This is a genomic window from Anaerobacillus sp. QJM3NY_32 (genome assembly GCF_056173645.1).
This window is the reverse complement of the sequence record NZ_CM149684.1, coordinates 2,019,374-2,042,222: the sequence shown is the minus strand read 5'-3', so window position 1 is coordinate 2,042,222 and position 22,849 is coordinate 2,019,374. Positions and strand designations below refer to the sequence as shown.

Here is a 22,849-nt window from a genome sequence, read left to right as displayed (position 1 = left end):
TCACAGGGATGTCTTCCACATATGAGAACAAAAAGAAACTCCTTCCAAAAGGGAAGGAGTAAGATAATTAGTCTTGAAATTGCTTCATTGCAAGAACTTGTAACGATAATTCATCACTCGGAGGATTGTGAAGCCCCGCTCTAACGTCTCGATAAAGTCGTTCCAGATGATTCTTCTTCATTAAGCTTCGTGCTCCTACAATACGCATTGAAAGATCAACAACTTCCAGTGCAGCATTCATTGCTTGCGTTTTGGCAGCGAAAAGCTGTCCCTGCATGTTCATCCGCTCTTCTGGGTAACGATCCCACTGCTCTGCAACCGAATATAGAAAATGACGTGCTGCCATTAATGAAAGTCCGATTCGTCCAAATTTATCTTGAATGTGCGGTACATCTTTTAGTGGCACATCAAGTGTGTTCGGTTGGTAAGAAGACACAAATTGAACTGCCTCTTCCCGTGCTGCCTCTGCTATTCCCATGTATACAGCGGGAATATGGAGCAACCAGGCCGGAGGTAATGAAGCTGTTTTCCGATTTTTATCATAAGTTTCAAGGAGCGCATTAGAAGGAACAAATACGTCAGTCAATACAAGGTCATCACTACGGGTACCTCTCATGCCTAGCACATCCCAAGTCCCTTCAAGTTCTACACCTTCTTGACTCATGGACACTAAGAAATCTGTAGGGACACCTTCGCACGTTGCTTTGACAATCACTTGATTAAGGTGAGGACTTAATGTTGTAAATGTTTTTCGACCAGTTATTTTATATCCTCCTTCGACCGCAGTCGCGATCGTAGCAGGCATACCACCTCGAGTTGGGTCACCTGTCTCCTCTTCTGTTTGAGCTCGATTTATGAGCGTACCATCCACAACATGACGACAAAGCCTTTCATAAGTTGAAGCATTCCATGGCCTACGATCGCTTAAATCTTTTAGTACTCCCAGATGCCAGCCGAGTGATAGCGCACCAGACCCTTCTCCTTTACCAAGCTCTTCCTGAACAAGGACAAGCTCATAAAGAGAAAGACCACCACCTCCAAATTCTTCAGGGATCGTAAGTGAAGTAAAGCCTGATTCTTTCATACTTGCTATAATGGAATCAGGAATATACGCTTCCTGATCAATATGTGTGGCACTCTCCTTAAGTTCTGCTCGATGTTTATTAGCTAATTCGAGCAGCTTATGATCACGCTCATTTCGAACAAATTTATCAATCATTCTAAGACACCCTCTTTCACCAAAGTCATTAATCTATCATCAAGATGATGGAATATTCAGAAGTTCATCAATACGCTCCTGTTCAAATCCAATAATGACTTCGCCGTCGATGACAATCGTTGGGGTAGACATAGAACCGTGATCATGAATCAATTCATTGCGCGCAGCAACGTTTTCTTTTATGTTTAGTAGCTCATATTTCACTTCATGCATTTGAAAATAATTTTTCACAAACTCACATGGTGGACATGCCGGTTGTGTATACAATTTGACTTTTTTCATTTTGTTCACTTCCTATCACTAATTTACAAGTAATTCCGTTTAAAACATACCACCCTACTTTGCATCTTTCAACTATTTCAGTTAGGTGAGTTTGCTCGATTCACTCAAAGGGAATTGTTTTGCTGAAGGTGTTTTGAAACTTTTCACGAAATCTATTCGTATAGAATGATAGAAGAATAATTTAACGAATTCATTCAATTGAAGGAGTGACATATATGAGTAATCAACCTGAGAAAATCAACTCACAACGTGAAAAGGCTGAAGAGATCATTCAAAGCTTTTATCATGAAGACGATACAGATAAGATTCTCCAGTCATTATCAGGGCTTGGTGAAGATGCCCAGCGCAACGCTGGGGAATCCCTTGAAGCATTGAAGCGTCCTGTAAAGGGCATGATTGACCAACCGAATAACGACTTACCTGATAACTTACACAAACTCAGAGAGCATGTCTCAGACTTAGAGCCCTCTTATTTGCAAAAGAGTAAATTCAATAAACTGCTAAATCGAGTAATGGGGCGAAACGAAGTCGAGCAATATGCGAAGAAATACAAAACGGTCGAATCCCAAGTAGAAGTTATTGTTGAATCACTTTTAACTGGTAAAGATAAGCTACAAGAAGATAATGTTATGTTAAAAGAACTAAAGGATGTAGCAAAAGACCGCATTGTCGGACTGGAAGATCAGATGGAGCTAGGTCAGACGCTTATGACGATGCTTGAGGAGGAAGCCGCTAAAGACGAATGGAAAGAGAACCCTCTTCCCCTACAAAAGGCTCAACAAAAAGTCGTTAGCCGAGTGAAAAATATGTCACAGGCTGTCATGGTCTTAAGACAATCCATGGCATCGGTTGATTTGATCATGGAAAACAACGAAAAGCTAGAAGAAGCTATTTTTAATGCAGTGACGATGACCAAAAACATCATTACCGTAACAGCTTCCATTCAGCTGGCTCTCGGAAACCAACAAAAAGTGATTTCAGCTGTACAAAATGTGAACCAGGCAACCGAATCGATGCTTCTGAAAAACGCTGAGATGCTGAAACAAAATACAGAAGAAACGGTTAAAACACTTGAAAAGCCAGCGATTGCGATTGAATCCTTCCGCAAAGCTTATCAAGATGTGTTTGAAGCCATTGATTTAACAGAAAAATCAAACGTACGTATTATCGATAGTGGGAAGAAGTTTATAACAGAAATGGATCAATTAAATAAAGAAATGAAATCCAAATTAGATAGCTCAACAGAGAGGCAGAAACAGCTCTCTGAGGCAGCCGATCGACTTTGACGATAGGAGGTAATGGCATGGGGCTTTTCGATTCTTCTGAACCCCAGTGGCTTGAAAAGCTTTTACCACCGCAATTTAAAACGGTGGAAGCATCACTTCTTCAGGATGCGAGCACCACAAGCTTCCTTTCATATGCTGAACAATTGTTAGATGAATTTATAGATAAACTCGATCCTTCGGAGAATAAGCCACAAAAATGGAAGCGTACTGAGAGAGGTTTTACGATTTATTTAAAAATCAGGCGAAATCTCATCCTTTTCTCTGGATATGATAGTCAAAAAAACAGAACGTCAACTCCTAAGAAGTTTTTTATCCAATGGGAACGACAAATCATTGAGAAAAAAGACGCAGGTAAATGTAAACAAGGTACCATTCTCATTAATGATCGTGGTCGAATCATCAAACGCAGTATAAAACGATCACCATTTTTCACAGGAATTTTTCAACGAATGAAGCTTTTAGATTTAGCGTTACTAGGATCCATTGCTTCCCAATCAGAAACAGGGTCAATTGATCCCCTCTTGAAGGAACAGATTAATCAGCTTGAACGAATTTCGACACATCCGTTAATCAACGGGGTTATTTATTCTAGAACAGTTAGACTCATTCAATTATTCAAGCAAATCTCACCCGAACTTGAACCGCTTGACCTTGAAGAACGTCATATTGTGAAAAGAATGCTTTCAACTGAACTGCCAGATTTACTTACAGGATATATCGCACTTTCACAAGAAAACAAAGAATTACGCCATCGCGATTTGTTTCAAGCTCTTTGTCAGATGGAGTTAGCGCTTCATGAATACATGGAGAAAATTGAAAAGCACCGTCTCTCCAAGGTAGATCACCTTCTTAAAGTAAACAAAATAAGATATGACAAATAAAAGCTAGCTGTCAAATGGACAGCTAGCTTTTTCGATTATACTTCTTGCCCGATATGCTCCTGCATGAGTTTTTGCAAACGCTCATCGACTTCTTCTTGAGTTAATCCGTGCTCTGCTACGTAACGATTACGTGGCGATGTGCGACACTCATGTGAACAGCCTCGTAAATATTTATGCTCGTTCTCCTCAGATGTAATAATTTGCTTATTACATTCAGGCCTTGCACAATTAACATAGCGTTCACAAGGTTCACCCGTAAAGTAATCTTTACCGACCACAGTGTGGTCTTTTTGATTAATCGGAACAGTTATTCGGCCATCAAACACATAGCACTGTCCATCCCATAGTTCACCTTTCGTCTCTTCATCCTGACCATAAGTAACAATTCCACCATCAAGCTGGTTAACATCTTCAAAACCTTGTTTAACCATCCAGCCAGTGAACTTTTCACAGCGAATCCCGCCTGTGCAGTAGGTTAGGATTTTCTTATCTTTTTGGTCTGCAAGGTTTTCTTGAACCCACTCAGGAAGATCTCGGAAATTCTTAATATCTGGTCGAATGGCACCACGGAAATGACCGACATCATACTCGTAATCATTTCGGGTATCAAGAATAATCACATCATCCTGCTGCATCGCTTCGCGCCACTCTGCTGGCTTCAAGTGCTTTCCGCCAACTTCATTCGGATTATGATCATCATCAAGTCTAAGTGTCACTAGCTCTGATCTAAAGCGAACATGCATTTTTTTAAATGGATGTTCAGTCGCTTCATCAATTTTAAAGAACAAATCAGCAAAGCGCTCATCCGCATGCATCATATCCATATATTGCTGCGTTTCTTCTACTGTTCCAGAAAGAGTGCCATTAATGCCCTCTTCCGCGATTAGAATTCTTCCCTTCAGGTTGTGCTCCTTACAGAAGGCAAGATGCTCTTCTACATATTCTTCCGGTTGATCAATTTGTACATATTTATAAAACAATAATACGCGATAGTCTTTATTCATACTTCTATCTCCTTTATTTCACTGTTACCGTGTGGCCAGTCACTCTTCCGTTCCAAAATATTATTATAATAAAATTCTCAAGAAATGCAAAGAGTGTGCTTTCCATTTTCACATAAGTTCCGTTAGCTCATTCGATAGATTGACCATTTTCTCCTAAGATGAGCATGCCCAAAAAACACGACGTTGTTAGCATACTACAGTAAAAAGTTTATGACAGTGAAAAACCTCACACTTTTTTAATAGCTGGTTCTACAACTACATTAACATTTCCTTTAATCGCTCTTGTAATCATACATCCCTCTTCTGCACGATGAGCAATGGAATGAATACGCTCTGTCAATTCTTCATCCGGCTCTTCTGCAAGATAGATGACTGGGTAATGGTGAATTGACTCTACGTGCAGCTTTCCGTTACCACTTACTTTAAGCTTAGAGGAAATTTTAACATCTTCGAAAGGAATGTGATTACGCTCCAAATAAAGTCCAATGGTCATGAAATAACAAGCGGCTGATGAACTTAACAGTAACTCATCAGGATTTGTTCCTTTCTCTCCGCCGCCCATCGACGTAGGGATCGATACTTCTGTTGTTAGGTTTTCAGTCTGAATCTTACCTTCGCCAGAAAGTCCACCCTTCCAGCTTCCTTGTAGTTCAAATATGTGATCCATTCTCAATTCCCTCCCATTAAGTAGAGACAAAACTCCACTCGAGTGAGTGGAGTTTGTCTTTAACAATATTGTTCAAAAGCTCCTGTCAAATTCGCAACGATTTCTTCCACTTCATGATCTTCGATTTCTTCTCTAGGAATGAAATGAAGCACCTGGCCGTCTTTTAAGAGAGCGATAGAAGGTGATGACGGCTCATATCCTTCCAAATATTCACGCATTTTACCTGTTGCTTCACGATCTTGTCCTGCAAAAACCGTCACAAGATGCTCAGGTTTTTTGTCATGTTCAATCGCTTCGCGAGCAGCTGGTCGAGCAAGACCTGCTGCACATCCGCAAACAGAATTAATGAAAACAAGTGATGTTCCCTTTTTTTCTGTAATAAAGCCGAATACTTCTTCCTCAGTCGTTAACTCTTCAAAACCAGCTGATGTTAACTCATCTCGCATCGGCTGTGCCATCTGGCGCATATATTCTTCGTATGGATTCATATCCTATACCTCCGTTAATTCGATTTTCTTGCTTGAGTCATTTGATGCCAGACAGAGCCTTTAGCTTCTTCTCCGCCTTTTATCCGTTCTAATGCCATACCCGCCTGCATCTTCACTTCAAATTCTGGATCGTCCATTGCTTGCTCAAGTGCTGGAATCGCCGTTTCATCGCCAACTTCATATAGAAACATAGCGGCCCTCCAACGAACAAGCTTATTTCGATCTTGCAACGATTCTATCATTTCAGGAATGGCTTCAACATGACCTAAATCTGACATGCAGTCGCCGGCTGTCCGCCTAACCGTAACAGATTTATCACGCAAAGCTTTATAAAGAAGCGGAAGAACATCCTTTGATTCAATCATACCAAGGTAAACAACCGCCAGGCGGCGTACAGAAGCTTTTTCATCGTGTAGCGCCTTCTCCAGTACCGGCAAATCATTCATTTCTGGATCCATGCGATCAAGTGCTGCGTATCTTACTTTCCAATCTGAGTCATCTAGCATTTCTAGTGTAACGACCTTTTTCTCTTGCTTTGGAGAAGCATTTTGATCTGAGAATGCTGCAGTAACAAGATCCGAAAGACGCTCTTCACTATACGTCGCCGCTATTTCTTCGGTAACTTCTTGTCCAACTTCTTCAGGTGATCCGTACCGTGGACTTTGTTCTTTCCATTCACGTTCCATCACCATGTTTTCAGAAGCTGAAGAGGCTTTCATAGCAGCTTCCATAAATCGGTCAGGCAAACCAAAACGATGCTCAGTCTCACCTTCTACAAGCTTCACCTGCATTGGAATACCGCGAAACATTTGAATAAACACATTCACTTCTCCAAAGTCTTCTATCGACGACTGATTTGTCGCGACGGATTCTTCATTAATCTCTCCGAATGCCTCACGAGCTTTTGGAAGGATCTCTTCCCATGAATATTTGGCATTCCGTTCTAGCGCGATAAAATCCATCACATGATAAAGACCTTTCACACCGGGAACGGCCATTAATTTTTGAATATAATCTGGAGCATTAGATATGTCAGTATCAAGCTTATACTGCCTTGTGTCTCCAGCTTCTAGCTCTTCACTTAAGTTAATTTTCATCGAATTTGGACTTGGTGTCGGTTCGATTGAAACAATCTTCATGCAATCGCCCCCTTCTAATCGTGATTTTATCATATGTAACAGCGCTGTACCATTACATTGAATTAAGGATCTAACTTCACTACAGAAACATTTTCTCTGTATTCTTTATAAAATGAAAGCACCTCATCCACATACTCATCACTCTGATTATAAGCGAATAAGGCACTCTTCAGTCTCCCCTCACTTGCACCATTAGCAGATAAGTAGCTAGCGGCAGTATAAGCAGCATCCGTCAGATTATATGGATCTGCCTTACCGTCTCCATTTCCGTCTTTCCCATACCCACCGTACTTTTGAATAAGATCTAAATTTGTAATATCAACTAGATCATCCTTATCCAGTTCTCCAAGACGACTACCCCCATAGCTCCAACCAATCCAGGTTAACGGCATAAACTGGTAATGGCCGATGGCACCCTTAGGGCTTTCTAATGTTGACATCGTCGAGAATTTTGTTTCAACGCGATGTACCGCTGCTAAAAGCTCCCATTGAACGTCGTATTCTTCACCAGCTTCTCTGTAAAGGTCGATATATTCCTCTGGAACTTCAGATTTTTTCAGCGGTTGGGAAAAAGAATCTGGTGTTTTCTGAAGAAATACACCTATTAACACACTAATAAAGATTGTTATGATAATTAAGCTTCCTAATCGCTTCACTTCCGTTCTTCCTTCCTACCGTCTTTCCTCTGGATCTATGAATTCCTCACTAGGAAGATGGATCCATTTACTTAAATATCCGTGATCATATAACGCTTTAATGAGAATGAGCAAAATCGGTGATAATACGACTCCTGCAATTCCAAATAGTGAAAGAGAAATAATCATAAATGAAAGAATTGTAAACGCAGATACACCTAGTGAATCTCCCGTAATTTTCGGCTCCATGATTTGTCTCACTAGCATAACCACCCCAAGTAGAATCAATAGGGATACTGCGAGAGAGGTTTGTCCTACCGCAAGAAGATAGATTGCCCATGGTATGAAGATCGCCGAAACGCCAAGAAGCGGAAGAAGATCGAAAAAAGCAGATAAAAGCGCGAGTGTGAATGCATTATCCACTCTTAATATCCATAGCCCGCATAGAACGAGTACAAATGTGATCGTAATAAGCTTTAGCTGCGCTTTTAAATACGCTCCGATTCCGCTTAATACATTTTCCTTCAGGAAGAAATAAGCCGTCTTAAATGTATTTGGTGTTCGCTTCGCCGCAATTCGCTTCCACATTTCAATCTCAATACTTAAAAAATACGCGAGAACAATTCCAATAATGAAATTAATCACAAGCGTTGGAATGGACGTCACAAAAGCAAACACGCTATTTAATAAAGTCGTCAACATAATGGATGCTTTCTCAACAAGCGTTAGTGAAAAATCTTGCGCCTTCTCTAGTACATCTGGAGGTAAGGCGTTTAACTGGAGCTGCCCCCAATGCACATAGTTCATAATTTGATCCTGGAATTTCGCAACGTATCCAGGAATAAGGCTGATTAAGTTTTGCAATTGAAGAACAAAAATCGCGCCTGCTAGAAAGACTACGCTCACCACGATTAATACGAAAACAAGCGTGGATATAGTAGTTGCAGCTGTTTTGCCTATTCCCTTCCGATTTAGAAACCGAGCGAAAGGTTCGATAACTAGAAAAATAATGTACCCTACGATAATCGGTGCTGCAATTTCAAATAAGAAACTCGAGACAAGCATAATTAAAAAAACCGTTAACACGATAAGTCCAATATCAAAAGCTGTTCGCGCATAACGCCGATAAAAAGTTAGCATCCTGTCACCTCAATTTAGTAATCTTTCGTAAGCATATCGGTTTTGAGAAGAAATTTCCATAAGAAAAAGAAGGGAAACCCCTTCTTTTAATATTAAACTTGTATTGAATCTATTGGTCGTTCAGCCGGACGCCCAAAATAATAGCCTTGTCCAAGCGGTATTCCCATTTGCCTACAAAAATCAGCTTCTTCTTTACGTTCAATTCCTTCCGCGAGTAACGTAATCCCCTCTTCCTTTGATAGATAAATCATTTCGATCAGTTTCTCTTGTTTTTCAGAATCTTGATCGCAATGAGAAATAACACTGCGATCAATCTTCGCATAGTCGGGCTTCAACTGAAGGAGCATTTCTTTCGTAGCGTATCCAGTGCCTACATCATCTAGCGCCATTTTCATTCCTTCTTGCTGATATGAGCGAAAGATTTGTTTTAAATGATCTACTTCGTCAATCTTTTCAGTTTCTACTACTTCAAATACTAAATCTCTTGGATCGAGATTGTACGCTTCAACAGTTTGGAAAGTTGTTCGTAAGCAATGAGCTGGATCATAAATCGAAGAAGGGAGAAAATTAATGAAGCGTTTAATGCCTTTTGAAAGATGCGACGCACTAATTTTAATAGAAGCAATTCTTGCAGCGCTGTCAAGAAAGGCTTGAAGACCAGATTGTCTAGCCATATCGAATAATTCATTTGGATAAAAAGGATAGCGCTCATTAGTCGGCCGCATCAAGAGTTCATACCCTTTAATATCATTATTATCAAGCGTAATGATGGGCTGCATGTGGCTAGTAAAGAGAGAATTCCTTATAACCTCTATGAAATTTGGATGTTTGAGCCTTGAATAAAATTGAGGAAATGAAAGAACTGAGCTGCTCTTTATTTCATCCACTGTTCCCGTTCCACAAAAAAACATTTGTTTTGCCGCATCATTAAAATGAGAACTGATGCGATGACAAATTTCAAGCAGGGATTCCGAATTTTGATAGGAGACTGTAAGAGAATTCAAAGATTCACTTTGGAACATCAATTCATTTAAACTTCGTTGAAGTTGCGGCACAGCTGTAACGATTTCTAAGTAACCAGAAGAAGGAATATCTGGTATCGCGGTGCATTTTGAGCATGTATACATAAGGGTCTTTCTCCTATCTAAGTCATAATCTGTCTATGTAATAGTTGGTAAGAATCATCGTTAATTCACACGTTTTGACTCGTTCAAATGACTCATCAATTAAGCCTGGTCACTTTCCGAATCAAAAATGAAGCAGAGGAATAATTCCCCTGCTTCTCTTATCGGAATATATAAGCGTTACTTTAATAGATTATTGTACAAATTCATGTATTTCGCTGATGAAGCTTCCCATGAGTAATTAAGACGCATCGCTCGCACGACTAATTTTCTCCATGTGATTTCATTATGATGATAAAGATCTAGAGCAAGATTAATTGTATCTAGCATTTCGTGAGCATTGTAGTTCGCAAAGCTAAAACCGTGGCCTTCACCGGTAAATTGGTTATAAGGTAGTACGGTGTCTTTTAACCCGCCTGTTTCTCGAACGATCGGTAGACTCCCGTATCTTAAAGCAATCAGCTGACTGATTCCACATGGCTCAAATTGAGAAGGCATTAGGAATAAATCGGAGGCAGCATAAAGCTGTCTAGCAACCCCGTCATCGAAGTAAATATTCGCGCTAAACCTGCCTGGGTAACGAGCTTCAGCCTCTCGCAGCATATGCTCGTAGTGCTCATCACCCGTTCCAAGAACGACAACCTGAACCTTTTCCTCCATGATTTGAGGAAGAACTCTAAAGAAAAGATCGATTCCTTTTTGTTCTACGAGTCTTGTGATAAGAGCCAGGACAGGTATTCCCTCTCCTACTTGTAAGCCCAGCTTTTTCTGAAGATCTGTTTTGTTTTTTTCTTTAAGTAAATGTGTTGCGTGATAGGAATAAGAAAGTGCTGTATCTGTAGCAGGATCATAAAGTTCTGTATCAATTCCATTAATAATCCCAACAAATTCATCTTCTCTTTTTCTCATAACACCATCCAAGTATTCACCAAAGTATGGTTGCTTAATTTCTTCTGCGTAGGCAGGACTTACCGTTGTAATATAATCTGCATAAAGCAGTCCGCCTTTCATAAAGCTAACGTTCCCATGAAATTCCACACCTTCATTATTGAAGTGGAGTTCACTTAAGTCGAGCAAATCATGAAGGATTGTTTTTGGAAACACTCCCTGGTAACGAAGGTTATGGATGGTATATACCACTTTCATCCCTTCATAATAAGGATGATTTCGGTAATGAGCTTTTTTCAAAACAGGAATCATCCCTGTTTGCCAATCATGACAATGAAGAATGTCCGGTTGCTCTTCTAAATACGGAATCGCTTCTAATACAGCTTTACAGAAGAATGAAAAGCGTTCTCCATCATCAAAATAACCATAGCTACCGCTACGCTTAAAATAATACTCATTGTCAATGAAATAATAGGTAATTCCATCAAGCTTGAGCATTTCAATTCCGCAATACTTATCGCGCCAACCTACAGAAACTGTGATCGTTTCTTTCAGTTCAAGCTGACTTTTGTACGTTTCATTCATATCTTGATATTTAGGTAAAATTACGGATACATTCGCTCCCTGCTTTTGAAGGGCCTTTGGAAGGGCGCCTATTACATCGCCCAATCCCCCTGTTTTGATAAAGGGATGACCTTCAGAAGCGGCAAATAATACATTCATTTCAACTTCCTCCTACTAGATGACGGTGGATTTAGCAATAACTCTCGGCTGATCTTCAGAAGTCACTGTCTCATTAGGCGAAACGGATACGTCTTTATCAAGAATCACATTCTCGATAACGGCTCCTTCACCAATTTCGCACTTTTGCATGATAATGCTATTTCGAATCACAGCCCCTTTTCCAACGCGGATACCTCTAAATAAAATACTATTTTCGACTGTCCCTGATATCGTACAACCGTTTGCGATTAATGAGTTCGATACGGTGGAGCTTTCAAGGTATTTAGCCGGTGATTCGTGTTTTACCTTCGTATAAATCGGGCCAGTATTGTAAAATAGTTCCTGCGTCACGTTTGGATCAAGCATCTCCATGCTATAGCGATAGTAGCTTTCAACACTATCAATAAATGTTACATATCCACCGAAATGGTGCGCATGCACATGATAGCGATCCAGACTTGCGGCAATTGCTTCATTAATTGATTGATGCTTACCTGATTCAATACTATCTTCCACGAGGGAAATGAGAAGAGAAGATTTCATCAGAAAAGTGTTTAAATAAACGTTATCTCCTGGAAGAGGCTCAACCCCAAGGTTTAAGCGATCAACGCGCTCATCATCGTTTGTATAAAGCACATTGTAATGACTTCCGCTCGTATAAGGATCATCACACGGCTTGTAGACAACAGTGATATCGGCGTTCTGAGATTCATGTTCTTCAATAATCTGATCGAAATCAATATTCCAAACGAGCTGACCATTTGTTACGAGAACGTAATGGGAAAGGCTTCTTTTGAAAAAGGAAAGGTTTTCATGAAAAGAGTGAATATCTCCAGTGCTTCTGCGCTCTTCATCTGCTGGAGGCTGAAAGAAAAGACCTCCTTGATGACGATCTAGATCCCACTCGCGTCCGGATCCTAAATGGTCAAATAAAGAACGGTATTTTTCACGAGTGAATACGGCAACTGTATTCACTCCTGCGTTTGTTAAATTCGATAATGAGAAATCAATGAGTCGATACCGCCCTGCAAATGGAACAGAGGCAAAGCTCCGATGATTGGTTAACTCACTCAGCGTGTTCTTTTCATCTACGAGGTTAATAACTCCTACTACTTTTTTCATCGTTTCATCCCCCTACTCTATTTTGGTACCGATACAATTTCGCCATCTGCAATTAACGAGATCGAACCATCGCTTGATCCTAGTGTCATGCCATCTTCTACTACCGTTCCACTTTCTACGATAGCGTTCTCAATCGTTACATTCGCGCCAATTTTCACATTTGGCATTATGATCGAATTTTTAATTGTGCTTCCAAGGCCAACATGCACACCATAGAACAATACGGAACGATACACTTCTCCATATACAACACATCCTTCATTAACAAGAGAACGCGTTACCTTTGCTTGAGGTGCGATATATTGAGGTGGTTGGTTCGGGTTAACTGAATAAATTTTCCAGGCAGGATCATTTAGAATTAAGCTTGGATCATCATCAAGTAAATCCATATTGGCTTCCCATAAACTTTGTAACGTACCAACGTCTTTCCAATAACCGTTGAACGAATATGCGAAAACGTTCTTTTCATCTTCAATCATAGCCGGAATGATATCTTTACCAAAGTCATTTGATGAATCTGACTTTTGCTCATCTTCGGTTAAATATTTCTCAAGCGCTTTCCAGTTAAAAATGTAAATCCCCATAGAGGCAAGGTTAGTTTTCGGTTCAGCAGGCTTTTCTTGAAACTCGACAATACGATCTTCATCATCCGTGTTCATGATTCCGAAGCGACTTGCTTCATGCCATGGCACTTCAAGCACAGCAATTGTGGCATCTGCATTGCGCTGTTCATGGTAATCCAACATTTCAGAGTAATCCATTTTATAGATGTGGTCACCTGAAATAACTAGAACATACTCAGGATCATATTGTTTAATGTAGTACATGTTCTGGTAAATCGCATTCGCTGTGCCGCGATACCATTCGCCACCTTTTTGTCCCATATATGGTGGTAGAACAGATACACCTCCATTTTTTCGGTCAAGGTCCCAAGAACTCCCGATTCCAATATACGAATTCAATATGTAAGGCTGATATTGCGTCAGAACCCCTACCGTATCAATTCCTGAATTACTACAGTTACTGAGGGTGAAATCAATAATACGGTATTTCCCTCCGAACGGGACTGCTGGCTTAGCAAGACGTGTTGTTAACTTTCCAAGTCTTGTCCCTTGACCTCCTGCAAGTAGCATAGCGACACAACGCTTTTTAGACATAGCGATTTCTCCTTTCAAGGTTGCTTTTATTTTTTTTGCCGAGAATAACAATTCCAAGTGGTGGTACTTTAAGCATTAGACTACAAGGCTGATTGTGATACGGTTTTCTATCGCTTTGTAAGATTTCTGCGTTAAGTTGACCTGAACCACCATACTTTTCTTGATCGCTATTAAACATTTCGATATAAGTACCGGAAGATGGAACACCAATGCGATAATCATAGTAGACATTAGGAGAAAAATTAATGATGGCGATATCACAATCGCCCTTCGCTTTTCCTTTTCTCATAAACGTTAGAACGGACTGTGAGTTATCGTTCGCATCAATCCATTCAAATCCTTCTGATTCATGATCAATTCGCCACATGGCCCTTGAATCAAGGTAAAAGTGGTTCAAATCTTTTACATAGGCATTCACCTTACTATGCATGTCATAGTCCAAAACCATCCAGTCTAGTTCAGATAAATCTTTCCATTCATCGTACTGACCAAATTCTCCACCCATAAAAAGCAGTTTCTTTCCTGGATGAGCCATCATGTACCCGTAAAGCGTTCGAAGATTGGCAAACTTCTGCCAATAATCACCTGGCATTTTATTCAACAATGACTTCTTCCCATGTACGACCTCATCATGAGAAAGAGGAAGAAGATAATTCTCAGAAAAAGCGTAAAAAAACGAAAAAGTTAATAAATTGTGATGATGCTTTCGATCATCCATATGGAGCTCCATATACTTCAGTACGTCATTCATCCATCCCATGTTCCATTTATAATTGAAGCCGAGCCCACCTTCATGGATCGGAGCACTTACAAGCGGGTAGTCGGTTGATTCTTCTGCCATCATCAGCACATTCGGGTATTGTTCAAATACCGTCCGATTTAGTTTCTGAATGAATTCCTTGGCTGCAGAGTTCTCGCCTTCAACGCCACCACTTTCATGGTCATGATGATAAAGTAACATCTGTGATACAGCATCCACTCTTAAACCATCTATATGGTAGTAGTCAAACCAGAACAACGCATTTGAAATAAGAAAACTGACAACTTCTGGTTTACTATAATCAAAATTGTACGTTCCCCAATTATGTCGCTCAGCACGAGCGGGATCAGATGGCTCAAAAACAGGACCTCCATCAAATTGACCTAGTCCATGCGCATCTTTGCAAAAATGAGCAGGTACCCAATCAAGCAGTACACCAATGTCTTCTTGGTGACATCGATCAATAAATGCTTTTAAATCATCCGGTTGTCCAAACCGACTTGTTACAGAAAAATAGCCGGTAATCTGATATCCCCAAGATCGATCAAAAGGATGCTCCATAACGGGCATTAGTTCAATGTGCGTGTAACCGAGTTCCTTTACGTAAGGAATGAGCTCGTCCATAAGATCCCGATAAGAATAATAAGAGCCGTCCTCTTTTCTACGCCAGGACCCTGGATGAACTTCATAAATCGACAGCGGGCTATCATAAGGAGCCGTTTTCTTTCTTTTGTTCATCCATTTTGCATCTTGCCAATCATACTCATCGACTTTTTTAACAATAGATGCTGTCTTCGGTTTTAACTCTGAATAAAATGCATACGGATCAGATTTCATTAGAATCTCGCCTGCACCTGTTTCGACAGCATACTTGTAGAGTTCGTCTTCTGATAGATCTTCTACAAATAACGACCAGAGACCGGACTCTTCGATTTTCTCCATTCGATGCGATGTGGGATCCCATTGATTAAAATTCCCTGTTACAGATACGGCTGCAGCGTGAGGAGCCCAGACTGTAAACCTGACTCCAAATCGTCCGTCTTCTTCCCTTAAATGGGCGCCCATTGAACGATAAGCCTGAAATAAATTTCCCTGATGAAATAAATACCGATCGTAATCTGTCGGCATCGATACAGTCATTGCGGCACCTCGCTCTCATTGATAAATATAGGGATTCCACCATAGTTATCCTCTACATCCTAAAGATTCGACATGTAATATGGTCATTCCTTCAAAAAAAATATTTGTCGAAAAATACATGCTTTTTTCGACAAATAACGGAATAATATTTCATAAAAAATGCTTTTTGATTCATATCTCATAGAAAAAAGGTTGCGGATAAACCGCAACCTTTAGAATGGCTATATTAATGAACGTTTCAATCGAATGAGCAACAATATAAGCGAACATATCATTTTTGAAAAAAACTTTTTTAAGTTATGATACATTCTCTTGCATTTCGTTCATTCGAACCTGTAGCTGGTATGCCATCGAAATAGACCATGCAAGGGGAGTGTTTTTATTTGGAATATCAGTACCACCAATATAAAGTTCTGGGATTTTACCACTTTCAGGTGTAATACTCATGGTTTTCGTCCAATATTCATTCATTTTATCTAGTTCACCCAGCTGCTCATAACATAAACCGAGCCAAGGAAATCCGAAGCACCACTCTGCTTCACTACCTTCATTATAATAAACATCGTTTTCATAACGAATAACTCCGCGTTTTCGCTCGAGTTGTCCCGTGATACGATCTACAATTTGAATGGCTTGTTCTCTTGTTACAACATTTAAAGGATAAATTAAGGATAATAGCGCTAAATCGGCTTCTTTCGTTTCGCTCTCACAAGGCAGAAGTTCATTTAGGACTTCCTGACCCTTTTCAATCATATAAGAGGGAACATTAACGAGCGTATTTACTGCTTTTAATCCTGCAACACATGCTCCGACACTTGATGCATGAACTTCTACATTTTCTTCCCACATGCCGTTGTCTGGGCTTTTCCAGTATTCTAGACATTCTAAGTAGTCGACAAGCTTCTGAACGATGCGATGATCGACTTTGTCCCTTAGCATAGGCTTTCCATTTTGAATTCCTTGTCCTATACCAAACAGCAATATTCCTATTGCATCATTTTGTGCATGACCCCATTCAACAGGAATTTCTTCAAGATCTCTTGTGTATCTGGCATGAATGTATTCATGTAAGTAATGTGGTTTCTGCTCCGTATGAATATCGATTTTCCATTCATACTTTCTCAATAATGTGAGCAGCGCATGATAAGCTTTTTCATATCGTGAACACTTTGAATTTAAATATGGCATAACCGCATAGCATACATCTCTGATCCAAACGTAGTCGTAATCATCGGATGTACTTGCAACATAAGCTCCATTGGGTAATCGCATGCTTTCAAGTACACTGTGCAGCTGCTGTTGATTCATATTTCTCACCTGCTCCTTATTTTTTACTACAATTATACCCTATTCGACAATTTTAAACCTTTTTATGCCACAAAAAAAAACTGACCCGGGTAGTTTAGGGTCAGTCAAAAGTCTGATTTATTGCTGTCATATCGCTCATTTCAGGTTCCATTCGATACACATAGTCTATATAGGTAAGAAGTGTGTCTCGCGCTTCTTTCACCTTCAAAAATTCAGTTTCACGTATAAACGCATGAACAAAATGCTCAATTCGCTTCGAAAGAATATCGTCTTCTGTCTTCATCATCAGGATACTTAATTCAATGCAAGCACAATGATGTGTGTAATATAGAGCTTTGTCATAGTCAGTAATGTCCAATGACATGCCCCCTTTCTAGGAGCTTACATATAGTATCCGCTCGTAAGCACCCATTACACGAAGAAAAAGATGTCATATTACGTTCTAAGGAACGTTACACCGTCTTTTTGTTCAATTTTCTTTTCTTTAATAAGTTTCCCCATAGCTCGCTTAAAAGCAGCTTTACTGATGTTAAACTCACTCTTTATGGCTTCTGGATCACTTTTGTCTGTATATGGCATCCGATTGTCACGCTCTTGCATATAAGCAACTAAACGTTCAGAGTCCTCAAGTCTTGCTTCTTTAACAAGTGGTCTTGTGGATACATTTATACGTCCATCTTCTCTAACAAACGTGATCCTCACTGTAAGACGCTGGCCAAGTCTCACTTGATCCTTCATCTCATCCTTATGAAGATAAGCAAGATATCCTTCATTGGTTAAAATTGAAACACCGTCTTCTAGAAAGCGAAAAACCAGGCCTTCTACTTCATCATTTTTACATTCTGCCGGTGCTGATTTAGAAAGCTCCTGTATTTCTTCAAATTTACTTAAATCTGCAAATAGACGCTGCTTTTTATCGAGCTTTAGTCCGCAATACAATTCATCACCAATTGCTGGCCAAGTTGCCCAATCATAAGGTAAATCATCTTTTGATAACAACATGTCCTTTTGAATACCAATATCAACAAAAACCCCAAGGCTTCTTTTCACTTCTACGACCTTTAGAATCGAAAAAGAATCAACTGTAACAGTTGGTATTGTTTCAGTTGCTGAAAGTCTCCCCTGATGATCATGGTACAAAAACACCTCAACTTCATCATTTTCTTCATAGTTATTTTTAGCTTCTTTTTTATGAAGCATAACGTCTTCGAATCCATTTGTTAGAAAATATCCGTATTCTTGTATACGTGCGACACGTAGCGTCGCCATTTCTCCTGCATATAATTCACTTGCCAACTTGATTCACGCCTTTCTTTTTGCTTGTCTTAGTATATCACTTCCACAGCCGGAATTTCCCCTTGTTTCTCATAAAAGTGTCTTTCCTGTCAATACTAATCGTGACCAATTACGAAAAGGAGATGTGCACATTGTCCACATACCGAAAACTAGAGGAAATGTTAAAAAACGCTCATGAGCTAGTTGAATATGCCGATGAACAGCTTCAGCTTGCTACCAAACAGCAATCAGCCATTACTGATAATAGCTATACTGAAACACAGCAATTACTTGAGCGAATGTCCGGAGAATTAGATAAAATGATTCACAGTGCAAATCCTGAACAGCGTGACGCCCTTAATCGAGCGCAACAGCAAATTCAGGATCGGCAAAACAATTTTATTCTCGGGTTTGAAACATGAGATCTGCATATTTGCAGATCTTTTTTAGCTATGTTTAACGCAGTTGATTTTTAGCTCATTCATGCTCTTTGATAACCAGTCGAATGAGACACAATCGATAATTTAAGTAAAAGCAGCTTATTTCTTAAGAAAATGAACCAAATTCACTGGCTAATGTTTGCGAGTGTTTTCTTCTCGCTTTTCTTGCCTTCATACGCTCTAGTCCACCATCATTCACAAATCTTTCTTCTTCTGTCTCAGGCATTGCTTCAGGCACTCTTGCAGGTATACTCTCTTCATCTAGAGCAACGAAAGTTAAGAAGGACGTTGCGCACACTTTCTTTCTTCCTGTTAACACATTTTCGGCAAATATTTTCACAAACACTTCCATTGAAGTATTGTGTGTCCAACTTACATAGGCCTCTAAGCTGACTACTTCACCTTCACGAATAGGACTAAGGAAATCAATTGAGTCAGCTGATGCAGTAACTACTGCTGATCTAGCGTGCTTAGATGCAGCTATGGCAGCAATGTCATCTATGTAAGACATTAGCTTTCCACCAAACAAGGTTCCATGTGTATTTGTGTCAGAAGGTAGTACGAAGCTTGATTTGGTCGTTCTTGAATCACGTATTAATTTTTTTGTTAAAGCTGTATTCGACATCGTATATCCACTCTTTCTAGAAAAGCCCAATTGCTGTTCCGTCTTCAGAAACATCCATGTTAAGGGCCGCTGGTTTTTTAGGTAATCCAGGCATCGTCATTACGTTCCCGGTTAATGCTACGATAAATCCGGCTCCAATGGAAGGACGGAATTCGCGAATGGTTATCGTAAAGCCAGAAGGTCTTCCGAGTAACGAAGGGTCATCCGAAAGAGAATATTGTGTTTTTGCCATACAAACAGGAAGTTTCCCCCAACCATTTTCTTCGAATTCTTTCATTTGTTTCTTAGCTTTAGAGGACAATTCTATCCCCGAAGCACCGTAAATTTCTTTAGCGATCGTTTCGATTTTCTCAGTCATTGAACAATCAAGATCATAAAGAGGCTTAAACTGATTTTCAGTTCGTTCCATTTCGTTTAATAACGTTTCTGCGAGCTCTACGCCGCCTTCTCCTCCTCGTGCCCATACATCTGTTAGCGCTACAGGGATATCATTTTCTTTACACCATTCTAAGAGAGTATTCATTTCTAGATCCGTGTCTGTTAGAAACCGATTAATGGCAACAACATATGGTACACCAAATTTTTTTATTGAAGAGACATGCTGTTCCAGATTTGATAGTCCAGCTTTTAGCGCACCAACATCTTCTTTTTTTAGGTTATCTTTTGGTACTCCGCCATGCATTTTAAGGGCTCGAATGGTTGCTACAATTACGGTTGCTGCAGGATCAATATCGCCAGCTCTAGTTTTAATATCGAAAAACTTTTCAGCTCCGAGATCAGCCCCAAATCCTGCTTCAGTAATCACATAGTCAGAAAGCTTTTGCGCCATTTTGGTTGCTGCCACGCTGTTACATCCATGAGCAATATTAGCAAAAGGGCCACCGTGGATTAGGGCTGGAGTATTCTCCAACGTTTGAACAAGATTCGGATTCATCGCATCTTTTAAAAGAAGTGTAATCGCTCCCTCTACACCTAAATCCCCAACAGTAATCGGCTCTTTTGACATGCTATATCCTACTACAATTGATGAAAGACGTTTCTTTAAATCAGTTATGTCTGAAGCTAGACATAGAATCGCCATGATTTCAGAGGCTACTGTAATATCAAACCCATCTTCACGAGGTACACCTTGTGTAGGGCCGCCTAGACCAACAATGACATTACGTAATGCTCGGTCATTTAAATCCACAACGCGCTTCCAAGTGACACGCCTCGTATCAAAACCAATTTCATTTCCTTGATGAATATGGTTATCGATAAGGGCAGATAAAGCATTATGTGCAGACGTTATCGCATGTAAATCTCCAGTAAAATGGAGGTTAATATCTTCCATCGGCATTACTTGCGAATAACCACCTCCAGCTGCACCTCCTTTAATCCCCATACTCGGACCAAGTGAAGGTTCTCTCATGGCAACGATGGCTTTTTCACCGATTCGATTTAATGCCTGCGCTAAACCAACTGTTACAGTGCTTTTCCCTTCCCCTGCAGGAGTAGGATTGATCGCTGTTACAAGGACGACTTTTCCAGAGGGCTTTTCATTCAAACGTTTCATCGCATTTAATGAAATCTTTGCTTTATAATGACCATAAGGTTCCCATTCATTCTCATATAATCCTAGCTGCTCGGCAATTGTAGAGATGCGAGTCATCTTAGATTCCTGTGCAATATCAATATCACTTTTGAATTTTACTTCCGGCTTCATAGAACCCCTCCATATGTAAGAATGCATCTTTCCAATTTCCATCTTACCCAACTTTATTCTTCCCGTTAAGGATTATGTTTTAATCAGTTGATAGTCTTGACATTTTTCTAATGAGACGTTATATTGTAGTTAACCATTTATCACATAGGATATTTGATTGAGACTTTGATTTCGATTTTTCGTGCACTAATCTCGTACACATCGAATATCTCTTATTCAATGTTCCAGTGAATGGTTGAATTTTAAAGTGCACAAAGATTGTGCTAAGCTTTTAGGAGGAACAAACATGCAAAACGGTAAAGTAAAATGGTTTAATGCAGAAAAAGGATTCGGTTTCATCGAAATCGACGGAGCTGACGATGTATTCGTACACTTCTCAGCAATCAATGATGAAGGTTTCAAAACACTTGAAGAAGGCCAAGACGTTTCTTTCGAAATCGTTGAAGGAAATCGCGGACCTCAAGCTGCTAACGTAAACAAACTCTAAAATATAATTTTCAAAAGGAACTGATGAAATCATCAGTTCCTTTTTTCATGTCATTTTCCGATGAGATAGACGCTAAATCACGATAAACCCTTTGGTTTAAAAAGCAGACTCATGGTCATACTATTCTTGAATGAATCGTAAAGGTGGGATAGTATGTCAGAACCATATTCTGATTTGCAACAAATTGAAATGTCCATTAAATCAGCTCAGCACCTCGTCGGCCAGGCAACGAAAAGCATGAATGGTAACCAGTTACAAGCGGCACAGGATGCGATAAATCAAGCGAAAGAACAGTTCCAACAAGCGCTCTCACATAAATCGGGAACGAATGAACAGTTCTATGAATTTTCTAGTGAATTAATCGAAAAATGTGAAACGCAGTTAAGAGAAGCAAACGAATAAGAGAAGCAGCATTGCGCTGCTTCTCTTATTCGTTATCAACTTCAATGGAACTACTAATTTCTGTACCCTTAAGCGCTTGTTTGGCTAAACGATGCGCCTCTTTATTCTCTTCGCGAGAAATATGCTTGTACACAGGTTGAAGTCTAAGATCACGTAGCGTATCTTCAATGCGATCCATCCACCTCGTTAAGAGTGGTTCATACACGGCCCATTCTCCTCCAAGCTGGTTAATCACCACCTGGGAATCACCTTTGATGAGGATCTCTGTATCCTCAACATCGATTGATTTTATTTCTTGAAGACCTAACCATAACGATGCATATTCGGCCTCATTATTATTTTCAAGATAATCCATCGCTTTATTTATTCGTATGCGTTTTCTCTGCCTACCCTCATAATAATAAATAACCGCTCCGCATCCAGCCTTCTTTGTTTCTTTATCAAAACTACCGTCGAAAATAACCTCAATTGAAGCTGGTCGCTCTTGTTTTTTGGTCATGTATGTTTCCAATTCCTTAACAGACCATTTCGTTCCCCTATTATCAAGAAAGTAAAGGTCGATGGATCGACCAGTTTTAGCAATATCACGTGCCAAAAGAAGCGCTTCATTAAATGGCACTTCGTCTGACGTCATCCAGGAGGAAAGGCCTCTTGGCGTTTTGTATTTCCATTTCACTATAACATCCATGACTATGCCCTCCCTATGTCAAATGTTTACCTAATTGCTTCAATTCTTCTCCAACTGTACATTCGGTAATACAAAACTTTTGGGCATGACATTTACCGTAATCATGTTGATTGACTCTTTTGAGCAAGCAATCCTGACAATATGTATCTAGGATTAACCCTACTTCCATCATAACTTCTTTCTTTTTCATACTTTTCACTCCTACACACAGTCCCTTCTTAACAGTTTTCTCCTTTTACCTTAAATGTATGTCTTCTCTCTACG

General features: G+C 39.9%; 25 protein-coding genes. 5 read left to right on the top strand and 20 right to left on the bottom strand.

Going from position 1 to position 22,849, the window contains the following annotated elements; all coding sequences use genetic code 11:
• Positions 1-67: 67 nt before the first annotated feature.
• Together AC0VYH_RS10895 and AC0VYH_RS10890 are read right to left on the bottom strand one after the other, a co-directional pair.
• Positions 68-1,219, bottom strand: a complete 1,152-nt coding sequence (locus AC0VYH_RS10895; protein ID WP_430246285.1) for an acyl-CoA dehydrogenase family protein — start codon at positions 1,217-1,219, stop codon at positions 68-70.
• 39 nt (positions 1,220-1,258) lie between these two features.
• Positions 1,259-1,501 carry a glutaredoxin domain-containing protein gene (locus AC0VYH_RS10890; RefSeq protein ID WP_430246283.1) on the bottom strand — a complete coding sequence of 81 codons (243 nt, stop codon included), beginning with the start codon at positions 1,499-1,501 and terminating at the stop codon, positions 1,259-1,261.
• 215 nt (positions 1,502-1,716) lie between these two features.
• On the opposite strand from AC0VYH_RS10890, the gene AC0VYH_RS10885 reads away from it, so the two are divergent.
• Together AC0VYH_RS10885 and AC0VYH_RS10880 are read left to right on the top strand one after the other, a co-directional pair.
• Positions 1,717-2,787, top strand: a complete 1,071-nt coding sequence (locus AC0VYH_RS10885; protein WP_430246280.1) for a toxic anion resistance protein — start codon at positions 1,717-1,719, stop codon at positions 2,785-2,787.
• 17 nt (positions 2,788-2,804) lie between these two features.
• Positions 2,805-3,668, top strand: coding sequence for a hypothetical protein (locus AC0VYH_RS10880; protein ID WP_475367342.1), 864 nt, complete (start codon positions 2,805-2,807; stop codon positions 3,666-3,668).
• 35 nt (positions 3,669-3,703) lie between these two features.
• Here the strand turns inward: AC0VYH_RS10880 and trhO are convergent, their stop codons facing one another.
• The 14 genes from trhO to AC0VYH_RS10810 all read right to left on the bottom strand — a co-directional run bounded on the left by trhO (position 3,704) and on the right by AC0VYH_RS10810 (position 18,259).
• Complete coding sequence (gene trhO, locus AC0VYH_RS10875; protein ID WP_194221563.1) at positions 3,704-4,672, bottom strand: oxygen-dependent tRNA uridine(34) hydroxylase TrhO; 969 nt, start codon at positions 4,670-4,672, stop codon at positions 3,704-3,706.
• 226 nt (positions 4,673-4,898) lie between these two features.
• Entirely contained in the window at positions 4,899-5,339 is a 441-nt protein-coding gene (locus AC0VYH_RS10870) for an OsmC family protein (RefSeq protein ID WP_475367341.1), read from the bottom strand.
• A 59-nt stretch (positions 5,340-5,398) separates the two neighbouring features.
• Positions 5,399-5,827, bottom strand: a complete 429-nt coding sequence (locus AC0VYH_RS10865) for a BrxA/BrxB family bacilliredoxin (protein ID WP_475367340.1) — start codon at positions 5,825-5,827, stop codon at positions 5,399-5,401.
• A 14-nt stretch (positions 5,828-5,841) separates the two neighbouring features.
• The gene (locus AC0VYH_RS10860; protein WP_475367339.1) at positions 5,842-6,966 is read right to left on the bottom strand and encodes a conserved virulence factor C family protein; all 1,125 of its coding nucleotides are present in this window, start codon (positions 6,964-6,966) and stop codon (positions 5,842-5,844) included.
• Between the two features lie 62 nt (positions 6,967-7,028).
• A complete protein-coding gene (locus tag AC0VYH_RS10855) occupies positions 7,029-7,622 on the bottom strand; it encodes a lytic transglycosylase domain-containing protein (RefSeq protein WP_194221559.1) in 594 nt (197 codons plus the stop codon).
• Positions 7,623-7,637: 15 nt separating this feature from the next.
• Positions 7,638-8,741 carry a sporulation integral membrane protein YtvI gene (gene ytvI, locus AC0VYH_RS10850; protein ID WP_194221558.1) on the bottom strand — a complete coding sequence of 368 codons (1,104 nt, stop codon included), beginning with the start codon at positions 8,739-8,741 and terminating at the stop codon, positions 7,638-7,640.
• 92 nt (positions 8,742-8,833) lie between these two features.
• The gene (locus tag AC0VYH_RS10845; RefSeq protein WP_475367338.1) at positions 8,834-9,868 is read right to left on the bottom strand and encodes an EAL domain-containing protein; all 1,035 of its coding nucleotides are present in this window, start codon (positions 9,866-9,868) and stop codon (positions 8,834-8,836) included.
• Positions 9,869-10,045: 177 nt separating this feature from the next.
• A complete protein-coding gene (gene glgA, locus AC0VYH_RS10840; RefSeq protein WP_475367337.1) occupies positions 10,046-11,476 on the bottom strand; it encodes a glycogen synthase GlgA in 1,431 nt (476 codons plus the stop codon).
• Between the two features lie 15 nt (positions 11,477-11,491).
• The gene (glgD, locus tag AC0VYH_RS10835) at positions 11,492-12,598 is read right to left on the bottom strand and encodes a glucose-1-phosphate adenylyltransferase subunit GlgD (protein WP_475367336.1); all 1,107 of its coding nucleotides are present in this window, start codon (positions 12,596-12,598) and stop codon (positions 11,492-11,494) included.
• Positions 12,599-12,615: 17 nt separating this feature from the next.
• Positions 12,616-13,755 (bottom strand): glucose-1-phosphate adenylyltransferase, encoded by a 1,140-nt coding sequence (locus AC0VYH_RS10830; protein WP_194221554.1) that lies wholly within the window; start codon positions 13,753-13,755, stop codon positions 12,616-12,618.
• Positions 13,748-15,655: a 1,4-alpha-glucan branching protein GlgB gene (gene glgB, locus AC0VYH_RS10825; RefSeq protein ID WP_430246262.1), complete on the bottom strand. Its 1,908-nt coding sequence runs from the start codon at positions 15,653-15,655 to the stop codon at positions 13,748-13,750. Before glgB ends, AC0VYH_RS10830 begins: the two co-directional genes overlap by 8 nt.
• 297 nt (positions 15,656-15,952) lie before the next feature.
• The gene (locus tag AC0VYH_RS10820) at positions 15,953-16,963 is read right to left on the bottom strand and encodes a glycoside hydrolase family 15 protein (RefSeq protein ID WP_430246260.1); all 1,011 of its coding nucleotides are present in this window, start codon (positions 16,961-16,963) and stop codon (positions 15,953-15,955) included.
• Between the two features lie 100 nt (positions 16,964-17,063).
• Positions 17,064-17,321 carry a YhdB family protein gene (locus AC0VYH_RS10815; protein ID WP_194221551.1) on the bottom strand — a complete coding sequence of 86 codons (258 nt, stop codon included), beginning with the start codon at positions 17,319-17,321 and terminating at the stop codon, positions 17,064-17,066.
• 77 nt (positions 17,322-17,398) lie between these two features.
• The gene (locus AC0VYH_RS10810; RefSeq protein WP_475367335.1) at positions 17,399-18,259 is read right to left on the bottom strand and encodes a CvfB family protein; all 861 of its coding nucleotides are present in this window, start codon (positions 18,257-18,259) and stop codon (positions 17,399-17,401) included.
• Between the two features lie 131 nt (positions 18,260-18,390).
• On the opposite strand from AC0VYH_RS10810, the gene AC0VYH_RS10805 reads away from it, so the two are divergent.
• Entirely contained in the window at positions 18,391-18,660 is a 270-nt protein-coding gene (locus tag AC0VYH_RS10805) for a DUF2524 family protein (RefSeq protein WP_404682131.1), read from the top strand.
• A 124-nt stretch (positions 18,661-18,784) separates the two neighbouring features.
• Here the strand turns inward: AC0VYH_RS10805 and AC0VYH_RS10800 are convergent, their stop codons facing one another.
• On the bottom strand, positions 18,785-19,303 hold the full coding sequence (locus AC0VYH_RS10800) for an acyl-CoA thioesterase (protein WP_194221549.1): 519 nt from the start codon (positions 19,301-19,303) through the stop codon (positions 18,785-18,787).
• A 16-nt stretch (positions 19,304-19,319) separates the two neighbouring features.
• Entirely contained in the window at positions 19,320-21,008 is a 1,689-nt protein-coding gene (locus AC0VYH_RS10795) for a formate--tetrahydrofolate ligase (RefSeq protein ID WP_475367334.1), read from the bottom strand.
• 286 nt (positions 21,009-21,294) lie between these two features.
• Here AC0VYH_RS10795 and cspD point away from each other — a divergent pair, with 286 nt between their 5' ends.
• Positions 21,295-21,495 carry a cold-shock protein CspD gene (gene cspD / locus AC0VYH_RS10790; RefSeq protein ID WP_194221547.1) on the top strand — a complete coding sequence of 67 codons (201 nt, stop codon included), beginning with the start codon at positions 21,295-21,297 and terminating at the stop codon, positions 21,493-21,495.
• 153 nt (positions 21,496-21,648) lie between these two features.
• Positions 21,649-21,897, top strand: a complete 249-nt coding sequence (locus tag AC0VYH_RS10785; protein WP_194221546.1) for a DUF2564 family protein — start codon at positions 21,649-21,651, stop codon at positions 21,895-21,897.
• Between the two features lie 25 nt (positions 21,898-21,922).
• Here the strand turns inward: AC0VYH_RS10785 and AC0VYH_RS10780 are convergent, their stop codons facing one another.
• Together AC0VYH_RS10780 and AC0VYH_RS10775 are read right to left on the bottom strand one after the other, a co-directional pair.
• Positions 21,923-22,585 (bottom strand): DUF771 domain-containing protein, encoded by a 663-nt coding sequence (locus AC0VYH_RS10780; protein WP_194221545.1) that lies wholly within the window; start codon positions 22,583-22,585, stop codon positions 21,923-21,925.
• 13 nt (positions 22,586-22,598) lie between these two features.
• Positions 22,599-22,775 carry a zinc-finger domain-containing protein gene (locus AC0VYH_RS10775; RefSeq protein ID WP_430246252.1) on the bottom strand — a complete coding sequence of 59 codons (177 nt, stop codon included), beginning with the start codon at positions 22,773-22,775 and terminating at the stop codon, positions 22,599-22,601.
• Between the last annotated feature and the right edge of the window lie 74 nt (positions 22,776-22,849).